12 protein-coding genes are annotated in these 18,127 nt (G+C 31.8%); 6 read left to right on the top strand and 6 right to left on the bottom strand.

Going from position 1 to position 18,127, the window contains the following annotated elements; all coding sequences use genetic code 11:
• The first annotated feature begins 80 nt into the window (after nt 1-80).
• The 5 genes from EAG11_RS05970 to EAG11_RS05990 all read left to right on the top strand — a co-directional run bounded on the left by EAG11_RS05970 (nt 81) and on the right by EAG11_RS05990 (nt 9,251).
• Entirely contained in the window at nt 81-4,460 is a 4,380-nt protein-coding gene (locus EAG11_RS05970) for a CusA/CzcA family heavy metal efflux RND transporter (protein WP_129538357.1), read from the top strand.
• Nucleotides 4,461-4,464: 4 nt separating this feature from the next.
• Nucleotides 4,465-5,595 (top strand): efflux RND transporter periplasmic adaptor subunit, encoded by a 1,131-nt coding sequence (locus EAG11_RS05975; protein ID WP_129538358.1) that lies wholly within the window; start codon nt 4,465-4,467, stop codon nt 5,593-5,595.
• A 580-nt stretch (nt 5,596-6,175) separates the two neighbouring features.
• On the top strand, nt 6,176-7,156 hold the full coding sequence (locus tag EAG11_RS05980; protein ID WP_129538359.1) for an AraC family transcriptional regulator: 981 nt from the start codon (nt 6,176-6,178) through the stop codon (nt 7,154-7,156).
• Nucleotides 7,157-7,158: 2 nt separating this feature from the next.
• Nucleotides 7,159-8,163 (top strand): helix-turn-helix domain-containing protein, encoded by a 1,005-nt coding sequence (locus tag EAG11_RS05985; protein WP_129538360.1) that lies wholly within the window; start codon nt 7,159-7,161, stop codon nt 8,161-8,163.
• A gap of 155 nt (nt 8,164-8,318) precedes the next feature.
• On the top strand, nt 8,319-9,251 hold the full coding sequence (locus tag EAG11_RS05990) for a type IX secretion system membrane protein PorP/SprF (RefSeq protein ID WP_129538361.1): 933 nt from the start codon (nt 8,319-8,321) through the stop codon (nt 9,249-9,251).
• A gap of 137 nt (nt 9,252-9,388) precedes the next feature.
• Here EAG11_RS05990 and EAG11_RS05995 read toward each other — a convergent pair whose 3' ends face one another.
• The 6 genes from EAG11_RS05995 to EAG11_RS06020 form a co-directional block, all read right to left on the bottom strand.
• Nucleotides 9,389-10,447, bottom strand: a complete 1,059-nt coding sequence (locus EAG11_RS05995; RefSeq protein ID WP_129538362.1) for a linear amide C-N hydrolase — start codon at nt 10,445-10,447, stop codon at nt 9,389-9,391.
• 212 nt (nt 10,448-10,659) lie between these two features.
• Nucleotides 10,660-11,088, bottom strand: a complete 429-nt coding sequence (locus tag EAG11_RS06000) for a helix-turn-helix domain-containing protein (RefSeq protein ID WP_129538363.1) — start codon at nt 11,086-11,088, stop codon at nt 10,660-10,662.
• 168 nt (nt 11,089-11,256) lie between these two features.
• On the bottom strand, nt 11,257-11,988 hold the full coding sequence (locus tag EAG11_RS06005) for a YARHG domain-containing protein (protein WP_129538364.1): 732 nt from the start codon (nt 11,986-11,988) through the stop codon (nt 11,257-11,259).
• 128 nt (nt 11,989-12,116) lie between these two features.
• Nucleotides 12,117-12,689, bottom strand: a complete 573-nt coding sequence (locus EAG11_RS06010; RefSeq protein WP_129538365.1) for a hypothetical protein — start codon at nt 12,687-12,689, stop codon at nt 12,117-12,119.
• Nucleotides 12,690-12,901: 212 nt separating this feature from the next.
• Nucleotides 12,902-14,452 (bottom strand): hypothetical protein, encoded by a 1,551-nt coding sequence (locus tag EAG11_RS06015; RefSeq protein WP_129538366.1) that lies wholly within the window; start codon nt 14,450-14,452, stop codon nt 12,902-12,904.
• 646 nt (nt 14,453-15,098) lie between these two features.
• Nucleotides 15,099-15,836 carry a hypothetical protein gene (locus EAG11_RS06020; RefSeq protein WP_129538367.1) on the bottom strand — a complete coding sequence of 246 codons (738 nt, stop codon included), beginning with the start codon at nt 15,834-15,836 and terminating at the stop codon, nt 15,099-15,101.
• A gap of 1,309 nt (nt 15,837-17,145) precedes the next feature.
• Here EAG11_RS06020 and EAG11_RS06025 point away from each other — a divergent pair.
• Nucleotides 17,146-18,123, top strand: a complete 978-nt coding sequence (locus tag EAG11_RS06025; RefSeq protein ID WP_129538368.1) for a helix-turn-helix transcriptional regulator — start codon at nt 17,146-17,148, stop codon at nt 18,121-18,123.
• Nucleotides 18,124-18,127 lie beyond the last annotated feature (4 nt).

Raw genomic sequence — 18,127 nt, forward strand, 5'->3', positions numbered from 1 at the left:
GATTTTCAAATTTTTATTGTGGTTAAGACATATTCTATGTTTTAGCCATAGCATTATTATTTCTAAAATTAAATCAAATTATGCTTAATAAGATAATACAATTTTCAGTTAAGAATAAACTGGTAATTGGCGTTTTTACATTGCTATGGATTATTTATGGCGTGTACGAAGTGACTCGTTTACCTATTGATGCCGTTCCAGACATCACAAACAATCAAGTACAAATTATTACAACAGCTCCATCTCTGGGAGCAGAAGACGTTGAGCGTCTTATAACCTTTCCGATAGAACAGGCAATAAGCAATATTCCGCAGCTAAAAGAAAGCCGTAGTATTTCCCGCTTTGGACTATCGTTGGTGACTATCGTTTTTGACGATGATACTGATGTGTATTGGGCACGCCAGCAAGTTGCCGAGCGCTTACAGAAAGTAGAGATAGACGAAAATGCCAGTACGCCCGAAATGGCGCCTGCTACAACAGGACTGGGGGAGATATACCAATATGTTGTAAAGCCACAACCGGGGTATGAAGCCAAGTATTCTCTAGAGGATTTAAGAACAATTCAGGATTGGACCATTAGAAGGCAACTTTTAGGAACGCCAGGAATTGCCGATGTAGCCACTTTTGGTGGAAAATTAAAACAATATGAAATTGCGGTAAATCCAGCACGATTAAAAGCCCAAAGCCTTACAATAAAAGAGGTTTTTACAGCACTAAGCAGCAATAACGAAAATACAGGTGGAGCTTATATTGAGAAAGGACCAACAGTACTTTATATCCGAAGCGTAGGACTTACCAAGAATATAAGTGACATTCAGAATATTATTGTAAAGAATACACAGGCAGGAACACCAATTCTTATAAAGGACATTGCAGATGTAAAAATGTCTTCGGCAATACGATACGGGGCACTAACAACAGACGACCTTGGCGAATCTGTAGGTGGAATAGTGATGATGCTTAAAGGAGAAAACGCAAATAATGTTATTGTAGATGTAAAGAAACGCGTTGCCGAAATAGAGAAAATTTTACCAGAAGGATTAAAAATAGAGCCTTTTTTAGATCGAACTAAAATGGTAGATAATGCTATTGGTACAGTTCAAAAAAACCTTATTGAGGGAGCATTGATTGTTGTTCTGGTATTGGTATTGTTTTTAGGAAATTTAAGAGCAGGCTTTATTGTAGCGTCGGTTATTCCTTTAGCAATGCTGTTTGCAATTATCATGATGAATACTTTTGGGGTAAGTGGTAACCTTATGAGCCTTGGAGCACTTGATTTTGGTTTAATAGTAGATGGAGCAGTAATTATAGTCGAAGCCATATTGCATCATTTGCACAGTACCAAAAAGTATAAAGGAATAGATACGCTTTCGCAGGAAGATATGGATAAGGAAGTCACAGGATCGGCAGGGCGAATGATGAATGCGGCTGTATTTGGACAAATAATTATCCTTATAGTATATCTTCCTATACTGTCGCTGGAAGGAATAGAAGGTAAAATGTTTAAACCAATGGCACAAACAGTTGCTTTTGCCATTTTAGGAGCATTTATACTATCACTTACTTATGTGCCAATGGTTAGTTCGTTATTTATAAGTAAGAAGATGAACCATAAACCAAATCTTTCAGATCGAATAATGGCTAAGCTTGAATTGTATTATGAAAAATGGTTGTCTAAGGCTTTACGCATAAGAAAGGGGATTGTAATTTCGGCATTTGTTTTATTTGGAATTGCATTGCTTGTTTTCTCAAGAATGGGAGGAGAGTTTATTCCGCAACTAGAAGAAGGAGATTTTGCAGTAGAAACACGTTTGCTATTGGGAACAAATCTTTCGACAACTACAGAAACAATTCAGAAAATATCAGTAGCCCTTAAAAGCAAATATCCAGAAGTAGAAAAGGTAGTTTCAAGAATCGGAAGTGCCGAGATCCCCACAGATCCAATGCCTATAGAAGGAGGAGATATGATTATTGTTTTAAAAGACAAATCAGAATGGACAAGCGCTTCCTCATTTCCAGAGTTGGCAGATAAAATGACAGAAACAGTAAAACAAGTTGCCCCTGGAGTTACTACAGGTTTTCAATTTCCTGTTCAAATGCGTTTTAATGAATTAATGACTGGAGCAAAACAAGATGTTGTCTGCAAGATTTATGGAGAAGACCTAGATAAGCTTGCCGAATATGCAGAGAAATTAGGAGCCATTGCTAAAACAGTAGATGGAGCCACAGATCTTTATGTGGAAAAAGTTACCGGAATGCCTCAGATTGTTATTGATTATGATTGGGCAGAAATGGCTAAATACGGGATTTATGTTTCTGATATAAACAAAACAGTAAATGCCGCTTTTGCAGGAGCAGTAGCAGGTAGTATTTATGAAGGAGAGAAACGCTTTGACATGGTTGTTAGAGTAGAAGATAGTGGTCGAAAAGATATCTCAGATGTACGTAATTTATTGATAGCAACTCCTACAGGAATGCAAATTCCATTATATCAGGTAGCATCCGTAAAAGAAATAGAAGGTCCAAACCAGATACAGCGAGAAGATGCAAAAAGAAGAATCATTGTAGGCTTTAATGTCAGAGGTCGTGATGTAGAATCAATAGTAGAAGAATTACAGAAAAAGGTAAATAATCAAATAAAATTTGATCCTGGTTATTATATTACTTATGGAGGTACATTCGAAAACTTACAAGAAGCAAAATCACGTCTGGGTGTTGCTGTTCCAGCCGCATTATTAATGATTTTAGCACTATTATATTTTGCATTCCGATCTTTAAAAGAAGGAATTATAATTTTTACAGCAATTCCATTATCGGCTATTGGAGGAGTATTTGGACTTGCCTTGCGTGATATGCCATTTAGTATATCTGCAGGTGTTGGATTTATTGCGCTCTTTGGAGTAGCGGTACTAAATGGAATTGTTTTAATATCTGAGTTTAACCGAATACAGAAGCTGGGCGAAATTACCGATGCGGTACAAATTATCATTACAGGAACAAAAAATAGGTTACGTCCCGTATTGATGACAGCTGCCGTTGCTTCTTTAGGTTTCCTGCCAATGGCATTAAGTAATGGTGCAGGAGCAGAGGTACAGCGCCCGCTGGCAACAGTAGTTATTGGTGGACTTATCACAGCAACACTTCTTACGTTGTTTGTGCTGCCATCTATTTATTTAATGACTTATCATACCAAAGTGTTTAAGAAAAAAATGAAAAAAAATAAAATTGATAAATTAGTATTGTTACTTGTTGGTTTATTTATTACCGCTACAGTTCAGGCGCAACAATTACCAACATCATTAGAGCAATCTTTATCTATTGCAATTCAGAATAATAAGAGAGTAAAATCGGCTCATCTAAATGAAAAATCAAAAGAGCAACTCCAAAAATCAGCTTTTGATATTCCTAAAACTTCGTTAGATGCCGATTATGGTCAGTTTAACAGCCGACTGAATGATAGCCGTTTTGGTATTAGTCAAACTTTTGCTTTTCCGACAGTGTATAGCAATCAGAAAAAAAACCTAACAGAAAACTATAATGTTGCTAAGGCAGAATCGCAGCTAACAACACAGGAAATTAAATCGAATGTAAGGAATCTTTTTTACTCCTATATCTGGTTAAATAGTAAAAAAGAATTGCTGACCTATGCAGACTCTATTTATAGATTAATGGAACAAAAGTCGGATTTGCGTTATAAAACTGGAGAAACAAATGTACTCGAAAAAAGTGCTTCACAATCTGCCAGACAATTTTATACCAATCAGCTTACAATGGTAAACAGAGATATCGATATTACAATTCGATCTTTTAATGCCATTCTTCAGGATAGTATAACACATGTTCCAGCAACAGGAAACATTAAGAATGATTTTACTATTTCGTTAGATGATAAATCTAATGTGTCAGAATTGCCACAGGTAAAGCTTTCGAATCATATTGCAGCTGCAGCAAAATGGAAATGGAAAACCGAACAGGCTAAGATGTTACCCGATATTACATTGGGATATAATAATTTAAGTATCATAGGTACGCAAACCAATAATGCTGGGCAGGATGTTTATTATGACCGCAATAATAGGTTTAGTTATGTAAATCTAGGATTGTCTATTCCGTTGTTTTATTCCAGTCAATCGGCACGAAATAAAGCGGCTAAAATAGAATATGAAAATTATCAAACAATAACAGAAGCAACAAAAATTGAAATAAAAACAGCCATTACAAATGCTTTAAGCGAGATCGAAAAATACAAAGAGAGTTTACATTATTATGAAAGCGATGGACTTAAAAATGCATCAATAATTATCGATGCAGCCAATAGCCAATTAGAAAATGGAGATATTGATTACCTGCAATGGGTTATGGTAGTGAACCAAGCAATAACAATAAAGAATGAATATCTCGATGCGGTTAACAGTTATAATAAAGCAATAGTTAACCTTCAAACCCTTAATAATTTATAATATAATGAAAACATATATAGCCACAGTTTTAGGGATGTTATTTATAGTATCCTGCAAGAGTGATAAAAAAGAACCACAAAATAATATTGAAGCTAATAAGCAAGAAAATAGTATTCTGTTAACTAACGAGCAAGTAAAGAATGCGGGGTTAATAGTGGGGAATCCCCAAGAAAAAAACGTAAAAGGGATATTGAATCTTCAAGGAACAGTTACAGTGCCACCCAAAAGTGTGGTAAGCATAAGTATTCCGCTAGGAGGATATATTAAAAAAACTGATTTAATAGCCGGAATGAACGTTAAAAAAGGCCAATTGCTTGCAGTGGTAGAAGATATGCAATACATACAGCTACAGCAAGATTACCTAACGGCTAAAGAAAAGTTTCAATTGTCTCAAAGTGAGTACAACAGACAAAAAGAACTTAATGCAAAGAAGGCAAGTAGTGATAAATTGTTCGAACAAACAGCTACAGAAATGCAAACGCAACGTATAAATATGGCTTCATTAGGGCAGAAATTAGCGTTACTAGGAATTAATGTAAAAACACTTACAGCATCTAATATTAGCAAAACAGTAACTATAGTTTCTCCAATAAATGGATTAGTTTCAAAGGTTAATGTAAATGTGGGGAAATATATTTCGCCAACAGATATGCTCTTTGAATTAATGGAAACAAGTGATATAGTACTTGTTATGAATGCTTTTGAGAAAGATGTACACTTACTTTCTGTAGGACAAACAGTAACAGCTTTTACCAATAGCAATCCCTCAAAGAAATATGAAGCAAAAATCGCCTATATAAATCAAAGTCTTAATGGCGATAGGGCTGCTGAGGTTGTTTGTAAAATAAAGCAATATGATAGTTCATTGCTTCCAGGGCTTTTTATAAATGCCGAAGCAGAATTTGAAAATGAAAAAGCACTTACAGTACCAGAAGATGCTGTAGTAAGATGGCAAGGAAAGTTCTTTGTTTTTGCTCATACAGGTAATAATAATTATAAAATGATTACTGTAGTGCCTGGAACGATTAATGAAGGGTATCGCCAGATTAAGTCTGATCTAATAAATTCATCATCAAAAATCGTTACTAAAAATGCTTACACACTTTTAATGACATTTATGAATAGTGGAGAATAACCACATTATAATGGTGGCATAATACAAAGGGTAGTCTATAAGATTACCCTTTTTTTATTTATCCCAAATGCATAAGAAAATCGAGGAAGAATTGAATACTATAATACTTCCTTCTAGTAGTGATATTTTCAATTTAAAAAGATGAATTTTAAACAGAATCACCTCTAATCTGATATCATAAATTATTTATTTTGAGATTGTAATATTAATAATGTTAAAGAAAACAGTAAGATTCAGCAGTTTAATTTTTTATTATATCAAAAAATAAAAAATTAACCATATTGTTTGCTTTAAAGTTCTTTTCATATTGTTTTCCTATATTTTTTTTTATATTTACTTTAAAATAAATACGATTTTAAGCCTATTTTATATAGTGTTTATACGTATTATTCCATTTAAGCTTCTAGTGTTTTAAGGATAAAAAATAAAGCAACCTGGTTTAAAAATCTCCCCCACATGATTTTTAATGATGTCTATTCCATGAACACAATATAACAGGATTACATCATTAATTATATTTTTTTTTAAGAGTATTAATGCAAAACGTACTTTGTTTTGCGAAAGATTTAAAGAGATTACAATGAAAAAAATTACGCATCATTATGGAGTAGAATTAGATTGGGTTGAACCACTTGCAAAAGAGTTAGAAGGAAAAATTGATGGTAATTTTATTTTAGTGCCAGATTATATTCACACAGGAAACAGGTATTTTTTAAATTGTGATCCTGATATTTCAGCGCTTTATTTAGATGTTGTATACAATTCAGAAATTCATTTAAGACAAGAAAATAAGACAGATGATTTTATAGGGATATATTACGATCTTACAGACGGACAAGCCGCTTTATTATCTGATGATATTGTAAATCGTATTGGAAGATGGAGTTATAATATGGCTATTATTGATAGTGCATTATGTTCGGATTATATTATAAAATCTGGGAGTAAAACGTATGGACTTTACATTTTCATAAAAAAAGAGGCTATTAAGGGGTATTTTAAAAATAATCCTTCAATTGAAAACCATATAGATAGTATCCTTAATTCTAAGACAAACTCGATAATTCGATTCACCAGAATGAGTAATAAAAGCTATAATCTTCTGATGAGTTTGAGGTCTAAAAACCTACAAGAAATATCGTTCGAATTTCATTTGAGAGGAACAGTACTAAATCTTATTGCAGAGTTTGTAGAGCAAATGATTTTTGATGAGGTCGTAATTGATACTATCGATGACAATGATTTGGCTAATATTATAAGATCAAAAGGTTACTTAATAGCAAATATAAAAAATACTTTTCCTAGTATTCCTTTCTTGGCGCATGAGGTAAGTATGTCAGTATCAAAATATAAAAAACTCTTTAAAAGAATTACAGGAATGACTCCGAACTTTTTTTTCATGAATAATAAGTTGCTTGAATCCAAAAAGCTTTTGGAAGAAAAAAAGTTGACAATAAGTCAAGTTTCTGAAGAGTTAAATTTCTCTAGTAGTTCGTATTTTATTACAAAATTTAAAGAATCTTTTGGGATGTCTCCAAAGAATTTCATTAAACAACTATAATAATGATAGAACTTAGCCATACGTATACTTTAACAGCTGATTGGCAAAAGAAATTAACCAAACAACTTGTTGAGCAGTTTGGAGCGGAGTTAATTGATGATAAATTGCTACTCATGCCTAAGAGTTTAGCCGATGGAAGTTTTTATTATACAGAAGTTGTTCCGGGGTTATCTGTTGTAATATGGGATTTAAGATTTAAAAAGCCAATTAAAATAAGAAGATATAAATCTGATGAAGATTTGTATCTAATCCATTATAATTTTACTGATGGAATGAATTTGGTTGATTGTAAAGAAAGAGATAAAAAAATAGAATATAAAGCAGATTTTGCATTAGGAGTCTTTGATAATGTTATAGATAAAACTTTCCAACCGGTTGTAGGCGAACGTGTTTTTGCTATGCGATTATTAGTTAGCAAAGAGTTATTTAATTTTTCGGTTATTAACAGAGCAAAAAAAGAGTTTGATAAACGGAAAGCAAAAAAAAATAAAAACAGTGTTTTCTTTTATGATACTATTGATAGTGAGAGTATGCTTATTATGCATGCCATTAAAAACAAATCCTTTCAGGATCCCGCCTTTGATGTTTATTTAAGAGGAGTAACACTTAGGTTACTGGGAATCTTTATAGATCGTTATTCTAATCAGACTCCAAAACTTCATTATGTGCCCGAAAGAGAAATTGAATTTTTAAATTTAACTAAAGAATATCTATTAGATAATTTATCTGGAAATTTTCCTGGAATCATACTTTTGGCCAAGATGGCAAATATGTCTGTTTCAAAATATACCACTCTATTCAAAAAAATGTTTATGAGTACACCCAATAATTTCTTTATGAGAGAGAAATTGGTTCTCGCTAATAAACTGCTTAAAAGCGGCGATTATGATTCATTAATACACGTTTCAAAAGAATTGACTTTTTGTACATTAAGTTATTTTTCTTCCAAGTATTTACAGCAATTCGGAAGAAAACCTTCAGATGATTTTGTTAAAACTTCTCTTTGAGTTTCCTTTGTTTTCGCTAACTCACCCATTATTTATTTGGTTTTCAGTTGTTTATTTGCGTTATAAGCATGTTGAAAAAAAGGCTTCTCGTGCTATTTTTTAACCGTATTATATTGTTTAAAATGTGTTACTTGCGCGATAAATTATTTTACCAAATGAAAAACGCAAAATTATTCTTAACACTGCTAATTCTATTAATATACAATGCAGCTTCTGCACAACGAGAAGCACAATTTACACAATACATGTATAATACCACAACGATTAATCCAGCCTATGCAGGTTCACGCGAGGCGATGAGTATTTTTGCTACACACAGAAACCAGTGGGTTGGGTTAGATGGTGCTCCAGTAACAAATGCAGTATCTATTAATTCACCAATTGAACTTAGTAATGTTGGATGGGGAGCATCGATAATCAATGATAAAATTGGCCCTATGTCAGAGAATTCTATTTCTGCAGATTTCTCTTATACAATTCATACTTCAGATACTTATAAGTTAGCTTTTGGACTAAAAGGAACTGCAAATTTGCTTAATGTAGATTTTACAAAACTGGATATCTATAATCCTTCTGATGCAAGGTTTCAAGAAAATATCGATAATAAATTTTCTCCAAATATAGGAGCGGGGGTATATTGGTATTCAGATGTATCTTATATAGGGCTTTCGATTCCTAAAATGTTAGAGACAAGTTATTACGACAAAAGTGCCGGTAATACAGCTTCGAGTTTTGTAGTCAAAGAACGAATGAGTTATTATTTAATGGCTGGTTATGTTTTTGATTTAGATTACAATTTAAAATTTAAGCCTTCTATGTTAGCCAAGGTTTCTAGAGGAGCTCCTTTGCAAATGGACTTGTCAGCAAATTTTTTCTACGATGAAATATTCACAGCCGGAATTGCATACCGATGGAGTGCTGCAGTGAGTGGAATGGTAGGGTTTCAGGTGTCAGAAAGTTTGATGGTTGGATATGCTTATGATGCAGAAACAACCAAGCTGGCTAATTATAATTCAGGTTCACATGAAATTTTCTTTCGTTATGAAATTTTCAATAAAATTAAAAGATCGAATTGCAGATGTTTTTAATTTGATAGCGATAGGGTAGTTAACCCGTTTGATGTAATTTATAAAAAAGCTTCTTTTTAATTCTAAGAATTGAAAAGAAGCTTTTTGTTTGTATTAAGTTAACCTGCTGTAAAGAAATTATCCTCCAACTGTTTCTCTTATATTCCTATAAATGTAAATGGTTTTGTGGTAATAAATTTTTGAGAGGCTTCACCCGCGTAAGTTTCATTTTTGCTCACGCTTAGTCTTTTAACGGGAGCGTTTTTATTAAAGTCAATTTTCTTTAAATCGACCCAAAAAGTATTAGGAGTTAGAACAGTTTCAAAGTAATACACTAGATTTTTTTGATCAGCAACAGATCTCCATCTTGTCGAAGAAATATTAGGTTCAGTCTCAGAAGAGATTCCGAAAGGAACAGAGCAGTTTCTAATTACACTAAAAACACTAGCAATAGAGGTGCGAATATCTGAAGTTTGTGGTATTGCATTGATATAAAAAGAGGCTCTTGCGTATCTGTCGGCCGCCCGATTAGTTCCTGGTAGCATAATAGTTCCCGGAATGGCTTGCCAGTATTTATTGATGGCTAATTGCTCTTCAAATATAGGCGAGTTAGTCATTACAGTATAAGAGGCATCATGATGTATTACAAGCTTTCCACCCACATATTCAAAAATTGCATTATCACCCGTGGCATCAGAAATAGAAAGATGCAAGGTGGTGAATTTTGTTGTTCCAGGTATATAATCAGATACAATAACAAAATCTTCTTTTCTTAACTCATCTACTGTTTCTTTTACGTTGGCAAAGTTGTCCAGTACATATTGAGCCCAAGCAGAGATAGTAATTCCTTTAGAAGAGCTCTGAGGGTTAAATTTTGGGTATTGGCTCTCTGCTAGCCATAAAACATTTGCAACCAATCCTTTTTCGTTGATACCATCAGCTGTAGCAATATCCCATGCACTGGTGATTACACTTCCGTATTTAGAAGTCCACTTAATGGAGTTTTTACCAACATTACCGTCTCTTTGTAATCCTCTTGGGAAAATCCAAATATTAGCATCAATTTCATCTTTCCAATCCATAGAGCGAGCTGTAATAATAGTGTTGTTAGGACCTTTATAGACAACTCTGGTACAAGGATAAACTTCTGGTGACAGAAAAGTTAAAAATAGTAGAGAAAGTGCTATACTATTTTTTAGGTTGTTGTGTTTTCTCATAAAAAGGAGGATTGATAGATAGTTAGTATGATTTTTCTAATTATTTAATTGTAGCTAATTTACGTAAAAAAAGAAGCGCTTATTTTTAAATAGCAATATAAAAACAGGCAATCACAAATAAATCTTGATTCCTCTTATACTAATAACCAATTTATACCCCATAAAAAAAGCCTAACCAAAGGTTAAGCTTTTATATATTATTGGAATGATAGCTATTTGTTTTGAATCAACTTTTCTAGTCTCAACATCATTTCGTCTTTTTCTTTAAGCATGCGCTCATAAAGGACAATTTTTTCGTCATATAACTGAACTATTTTATCAATGGGATTGAATGCACAATCTACATAATTTGCATTGTTGTTTAAAGTTCCATTACCAGTGTTAGCACCTTCATAATTATTTTGAATATTTACAATAGCTTGCTCTTCATCAAAGTTTTCGAAAGCTTCTACAGGGATTCTGAGTATTTGCGCTACTTGTTCTAAAATATTGGTTTCTATAGCTTCCTTTTGTTCTAGTAATGATATTTTTTTTTGGTTCCAGTCTTCGCCAAGTTCAAATGCAAGGGCTTCTTGCTTTATGCCTAGCATTTCACGGAAACGTTTTATATTTCGACCTTGGTGTTTTTTTATGTGTGTCATAGCGGTATATGTTATGATATCAAAATTAATATAATCTGTAGGAGTTAAAGGTAATAAAATACTTGTAAAAAAGGCATCTGCTCTGAAAAATACAATTTTAGTATGTTTTATGCACCGTTGCAAATGTCTTATTTATCTAATACAAAACCCTTGTTTAGGCTAGTTTTTTTATCCAGCAACAGCCAATCGTATAAATTTTAATTTACGGTTTGTAAATTCGAATTGCCAATTATACATATATTCATTTTCTGAGTGATAATCTGTAAACTCATTAAAGCCTTCAATTATTTTTGAATGCCCCATATAGTTATAGTAGATGTTTATTTTTTCTCCTTCTATCGAAAGTTCGTAAAAAATTTTAACAAAGCCATTATCTTCCATGACACTATTCAGACCTTTGTTTTTGTAATAATTAATATTGTCTAAATTAATTTTATTTAGCACCTCTTTGAGTGATTTCGGCTCATCAGCTCCGGTTTGGTTCTCATAGAAAAAACCAAATTTTGATTTTAGTTCATTTGTTTTGTTGGTTAAAACAAATTCCTTAAATGATTTTAGCTGATTAATCAGTTCGCTATGTTTTGCCTTTAGTGTTTTTGTTGCTTCTTGTAAAAAGTTGATGTTTTGTTTTTCGATTTCGTTAAATACAACAGCTTTGTTATTGTTTTTTGATTTGTACCAGGATTTTTCCTCAAAATAATTTTGGAATCTTGAGTTTTCAAATTGATATCCATTTCGTGCATAAATGGCATTGGTTAATAGTCGTATTTCGTCAATACTTAAATCTTTTATTTGTGCAGCTGTGATGATTTGCGTGGAGCAAGTGGAGCAGTCTTTTAATGTTTGTGCTGTACCTTTAAAACAAAGAAGTAAAAAGGAGATGTAAAGGATTTGTTTCATTATAAAGCTTTAAATGATTAATTAAAGATAGGGGTAAAGAGGTCTGTTTTTTATTAGATACAAATTTCACAAGTATAAAATGAACTATAAATTCAGCCTAAAACTCGGATTTGAAGACCTTATTTTATTTATTCTGATAGATTTTGAATGCATTGCTCTCTGATTTCCCAAAGTTCATCAAGAGAATAATTAATGTTGTTATTTTCATTAAGCCAATTTGTTAAGAAATTCTTATGCATTTGGATTTTATGTTGGCTTATTTCGTTTGGTTGAATTTCGGTTTCAAAAAGTAAATCATCTTCAAAGTCAGCCGATGATGAGTTTGGTTTAGTAAAATCGAAAATGATGTTTTTATATTTTAAGTAATTATGCGCCTCTGGAATATACTTCAGATTCTTTTTTGATAAAGTATTTCCAATTTTTGGTGTGTTGGTGGCACTCATCTTGAAAATCCCAAGTATTAATTTAATATAGCTAAAAGAATTTTCATCTGCTAATTGCTTTAGGATAGCGTGTTTGGTACTACAAGTTCCTTTGTTATCTGAGAAAAGTGTTCTTAAATCATCTTTGTTTTCGTTACGTCCGTAATCTAAATTTTGAATGAATTCCGTTGCTTGATGAAATGTTAAGATGTTTCTTTTCAAGAATTCCTTTGATATTTTTGCATCTGATTTTATATCAAAATTCGGAAGTATGTTCATAGATGAATATTTGGTTTATAATGGTAGCTAACTTAATAAATATATAAATTTTTTACAAGTTATGAATATTCTCTAATCAAATATAAACTCAAAAAAAAAACTTGGATCAGACTTTAATTAAAAAATCTAACCCAAGTTTGTCTTTTATTTTAAATAGAAATTATTTAAAGATTCTCTCAGCTTATCAATAAAACCTTCAGGAATTTGGATTTTTAAACCAACTGGCAGTCCATTTTTATTGAAGTTATTTTTTGCAAATGCTTTTCTATTTGGTATTTATTAAAGTTATCCCATTTTGGTGCGGTGCTTGTTTTTTGTCCGTACATCGCATCCAGGCAAACATTGTTGTCTTTGTATAGGTGATGTAAGACTTCTAAAATTTTAAAGAAAAATTCATCTAGCATTACGATTGCGTCAAATTCAGATTTTAGCGTATTGTAATTGCTATCAGCAGGATTTAATAACTGTAGTAAATCTAAAATTTCGTTCTTTTCAGCTTCATTAATTTCGGCTAAATAACCTGTTTTTAGCGTTTTTACAACAAGGTTATTCCAAGCAATGCTATCGTGCCCCCATTGTACATTAGGCAGGTTTAAGGAATGTTCACAAATTAAAAGAATTGATTGAAGCACATCATTTAAGTATTCCGTTGGAAACTCATCAAAGCTTCTGAATTCGAAACCGCTTTGGTACATTTTTTCCTGATTAAAATCAAGTCCTAGTTCCGAAAGCATTTCATATTGCATATCTGCTTCAATCTGATCACGCCACCAAACGTTTTCTTCTTTTTCAAATTTCAGCAGTTTTCTAAAATCATCTACATTATAGGTTAGAATTTTACCTTTTGGCATGGCTTTGTTATACGTTCCTACGCCTATGTAACGTGACATGGCATTTCGCATAGAACCTAGAGTAAAATTTTTGTCTAAATTATATGTATCACTAATCACCCCCATAATGTCGGGACTTCCTAGAGTTGCTATAAAGAAGGGCTCAAACCATTGCAAGAGATAAATAGCATTAGCATGTGTTTTTTCAAAATTATTGTAATCAATAATCCTGCTGTCTTCAGTTAATGTTGGTAAAGTAATATGAAAATGATAGGTTCCAGTATTAAATAAAACCAGATTTTCCTGATTGGTCATAAACATATTAAGTCCATTGTTGTAATCTGGGAAATCTAATTTTTCTTTTAGTACAGCCGATTCATTAATTTTATCAATGAATAATTTTTTGGTTGCTTTTAATTCTTTGCAGGAATCAACAACTGTTCTGTTTTCAAAATATTTGGTTACAAATTCGATAGAATCACCATCAAAATGTACAGAACCCATTGTTTTATTCCTTTGGGTAATCATGCTCTGAATATTGTAGGGTTGCTCCTCAAGGAAAAGCTCCATGATTGATTTACCAAGGTATTCTGGATTTTCAATTGGCTGTACAGGTTCAGCAGTAGGGGCATCAACTAATTGAATTGCTTCTGCTAATGTTTTGTGCTGAAAGTTGATATCTAGTTTTTCCAGCGAATGACTATTCATCATTCTGCTAACTTGATAGTTTTCATTTAAATTAAAAGCTTTTTCCAATACAGGAGCCAAGCTATCTGGTTTATAGCATTTTCTGTAGTCAATACTATATCTCTCAAAGCCAATTTTTTCTTGTATAAACGCACCAGTGACTATTAAGGGATCGGCAAATTGCAAGTAGGTTTCATTCTCTAATCCTATGCCCCAATAATACTTTTTTGTAGGTGTGTTTTTCATTTATACTAATTGTCTTTTATGTGATTAATTAAAATTTTTTAAAGCCTTTATTTTTATTTGGATATACGAGCTTAATCTGCTTAAAACAGGGACAAAACAATTTGTACGGATTAGCATAATAGATGCATCCATTTTAAAAAAATAACCCCAATCCAGTGTAATTTTTAACACATAGAAGGATAGTTTAACATAGTCTAAAAAAGACGTTTTACTTAGAATAAAGTACATAAGGCTATGCGAAAAAAATATTTTTCTTGAATTGCCTTTGATTATCAATTCTATCCCAATAGCTATTGGAACTATGTTTCTATGTGTTGAATGCGTTTTCACGAATTGCACTCCAACGGATTTATCTTAATTTTTAAAATTGTAGAAATTTATATTTTGTCCTCAGAAACTTGCATTTGTATCGACTGAAAGATTGATAAAAAGGTAAAATTTTATAATGAAGTTATAAAATTACGATTGTCATTAATTGCTTTTATATCAATAATTTAAGCGGATGAATAGCTCAATTTTGATTTTGGCTATTCATGTTTTTTCCAAGTTGCAAATATAGTTCTTTTTTATGTGATTTGCAACTATGTAATACGTTGGTAATCAGTAAGTATTTTAATTCTTAAACAATCAAAGGGATTGTTTTTATTTATTCATGGTAATAAAGCACATAAAAGGAGTATAATTCATCATTCCACCAATCTTTTCTCTCTTCAGAAAAGTAGTTATGGTTTTCCTTTCCCGCTTGCGATTGGAGCGGATATACTACGATGCCATTCTCGCGATAGGCTTTATGTAAATCTGTTTCGGGAACAACGGGAACAATATGTCCAGAGAGTCCTTTTTGTCTTCTTTTGGCGCAAATTATTCCAATTCCGCCATTGGTATTTACTTTATTTTGAATTTCATCAACAGTATGCATTCTTTCCCAGCCAAAACTAGCGCCCCATTCTAAGAACCAATCATGTATAGCACTAGAGTAAATGCGGTCAACAGTTTGTCCAAAAACAGCTTCAACTTCTTGTCCTTGCAATACTTTTTTTAAAGACTCACCTGTCCACCAAACTGTAGGAAGATAGACTTTACCATAATAACAATAATCGTAGGAATACACATTACAATACGTATCTTCTGGAGTTCTTTGATACCTAATATTAGTTTCAACATCTAGTTTATTGATGAGTTGCCCAATACTTTCTTTTTTACTAGCAGCATCTGTTAAATTTCGATACGGAATACTAGAATCTATCATAGGTCTTTCTTTCCTTCTTGTAGAATCTAATTGAGATTGCGGATCAGGTAATAAATCAGCTTTCTTTATTAGGTTATTGGGTATTGGATTGTCTTTTAATGATACTATTTCTTCTGTTATGGTATGTTTTCCCATCTTGACTGCTTAAAATTAATTGGCTTTACGTTATAGATATTGACTATTTGTTCAACGTAATTTTGTGCGCTAAAAAGTAAATATAGGGATTTTAACTTTTCTAAAGGGCTTGATAAAAGACAAATTATATAAAAATTATGATTTATTTAATTCATTCCTAGTTTTTTAAAAGCGTTATTCTTCGTGTGTTTGCTTGTTATTTGTGTAGTTGTAGGGGCTGTTTTCTTTTTGTTTTATTTGTGCAATTTACTGTTTATTAGTTAGGTAAGTTGTTTTTTGCTTTAGGAGTTGTTTAATTAGAATTTTGAAAATGATATAAAAGAATTTTAAAATTTCAAAGTGCTACTGGCTGTTGTGATATTTAAGCTTTTTACTATTTGACAACATCAGAAATAGATTACGTAAAATAGAATTGAGGAAACTTTATCTTTTCAATGTATGTTATGTTTAGGTGATGTATTGAGAATTTTATTACTTTAGCGAATCAGTTTGATTTTTCTCCATACAAAAACTTTGCGGCATGGGGGGAGTAACTGGTCTTTTATCTGTTCAGGCAGTCAAATACAATTTGCATAGGAATGTACTGTATATGATCTGCCATTAGTAGAGCCACTTGCCATTGAAAACATAGCGACACACGAATCAAACGATAAGATAAAAACAGGTACAATCGATTTTTTTATAGAAGAATTCCCTAAAGAAGTTGGTATAACTATGGGATTGATTTTACAGGATTCGAATCTTGAAATAAAAAATGTTGATTTAAAAAAGCTGTAATACTCTAGCAAAAAGTGGTGCTTTATTGTTATAGAAGCTATTATTGACAATATAACGTAAAAAGAATGTTTTCGGTTTAACTATTTCCCTCAATAGGCTAATCGAATTTGGAGATACTTTTGATTTTGCTGGCACTGATTTTGAATCATGGGCTAAAGAAATAGGATTCAAAAAAGTTACCATCCTGTTTCTTGCTGGCGAATCCAGTGCAGTTTTTGTAAAAAAAATAGAGAGTAATAGCTAGAGAAGTAATTGATCCCAACGAGCTTATAATGGTAAAAAGAATGCATTTTTAAACAAATGAGATGTGTATTTATAATTTGAAGGAATAAAAATTTAGAATGTTTTTTTTTACATTTAGAGCCTGTTTAAATGTTAGAATTTTTATGAGATTATTTGGCGATAGATAAGGCAAATTTTTGAAAGAATAATTAACTTGTTTTTGATAAATTTAACGAAATATAGCGAAAAATAATCCATTAAAAAATAATTAGATAAATTTTAAACAGGCTCTAAGGTATAATTATTTTTTATGAAAGTAGTAGAACAAGATTTTGACAGCAGTCCCGATTGGGTAGGAGTTATAGCAAATGCTATGGGAGGTGTTGTAGATGGTAATTTTATAAGAGGGGATAATGATATCTATAAAGGAACACATTTAATTTTAAATATAGAAGAAGAAATTATAGCGATGCTGGTTGATGTAAGTTTTAAACAAACGTTATTGTTAAAACATAAGAATAATACGGATACGAGTTTTGTGGTTTTATCTTTCTTTATGTATAATTCAGATGTTGAGCTTGTTATGAATAAAAAACCAACACGATTTGGAAAGTTGGACTATAATTTTTTGATGATAGATGGCGCATTAGATGTAGATCATATCATTGAAAAAGAAACTAATTTGTATTGTATTTATGTCATTATAAAAAAAACTATTTTTAGAGAGTATTTAAAGAATGTTTGTAAAATTAAAGAAGATATTATTTTCGACTCTAAAAAGAATACAATTATCAACGTAGACAGAATGAGTTATCAAAGTCAGGTTTTAATAAATGATTTTAGAAAAATGGCACCAGATAACCCCTATTATGAGATGAGTTTTAAAGCGCTTACTTATGCATTAATAAATAACTATTTAGAGCAGTTAAAGACAAAAAAAACGATCCTTGGTGAAGTTGTTAATGATGACATAAAAAGAATAATCGTTTCTAAGAAATTTTTACAAAAAAACATCAATGAAGCATTTCCTGGTATTGATTTTTTGGCTGCCAAAGCACTAATGTCACCAACTAAGTATAAACTACTATTTACTAAAGTTTTAGGGTCGTCTCCAGCAGTATATTTTCATGATAGTAAATTAAAAAAAGCAAAAGAACTCATAGAAACAAAGCAATATACAGTAGGAGAAGTTTCAGATCAATTAAATTACTCCAGTGCCTCTTATTTGGCAAAAAAGTTTACTAATGTATATGGAATTTCTCCAAAAGAATATCAGAATTTATTATAAACTA

Origin of the sequence: Flavobacterium sp. 140616W15, assembly GCF_003668995.1 — a bacterium.
Taxonomy (GTDB): Bacteria; Bacteroidota; Bacteroidia; order Flavobacteriales; family Flavobacteriaceae; genus Flavobacterium.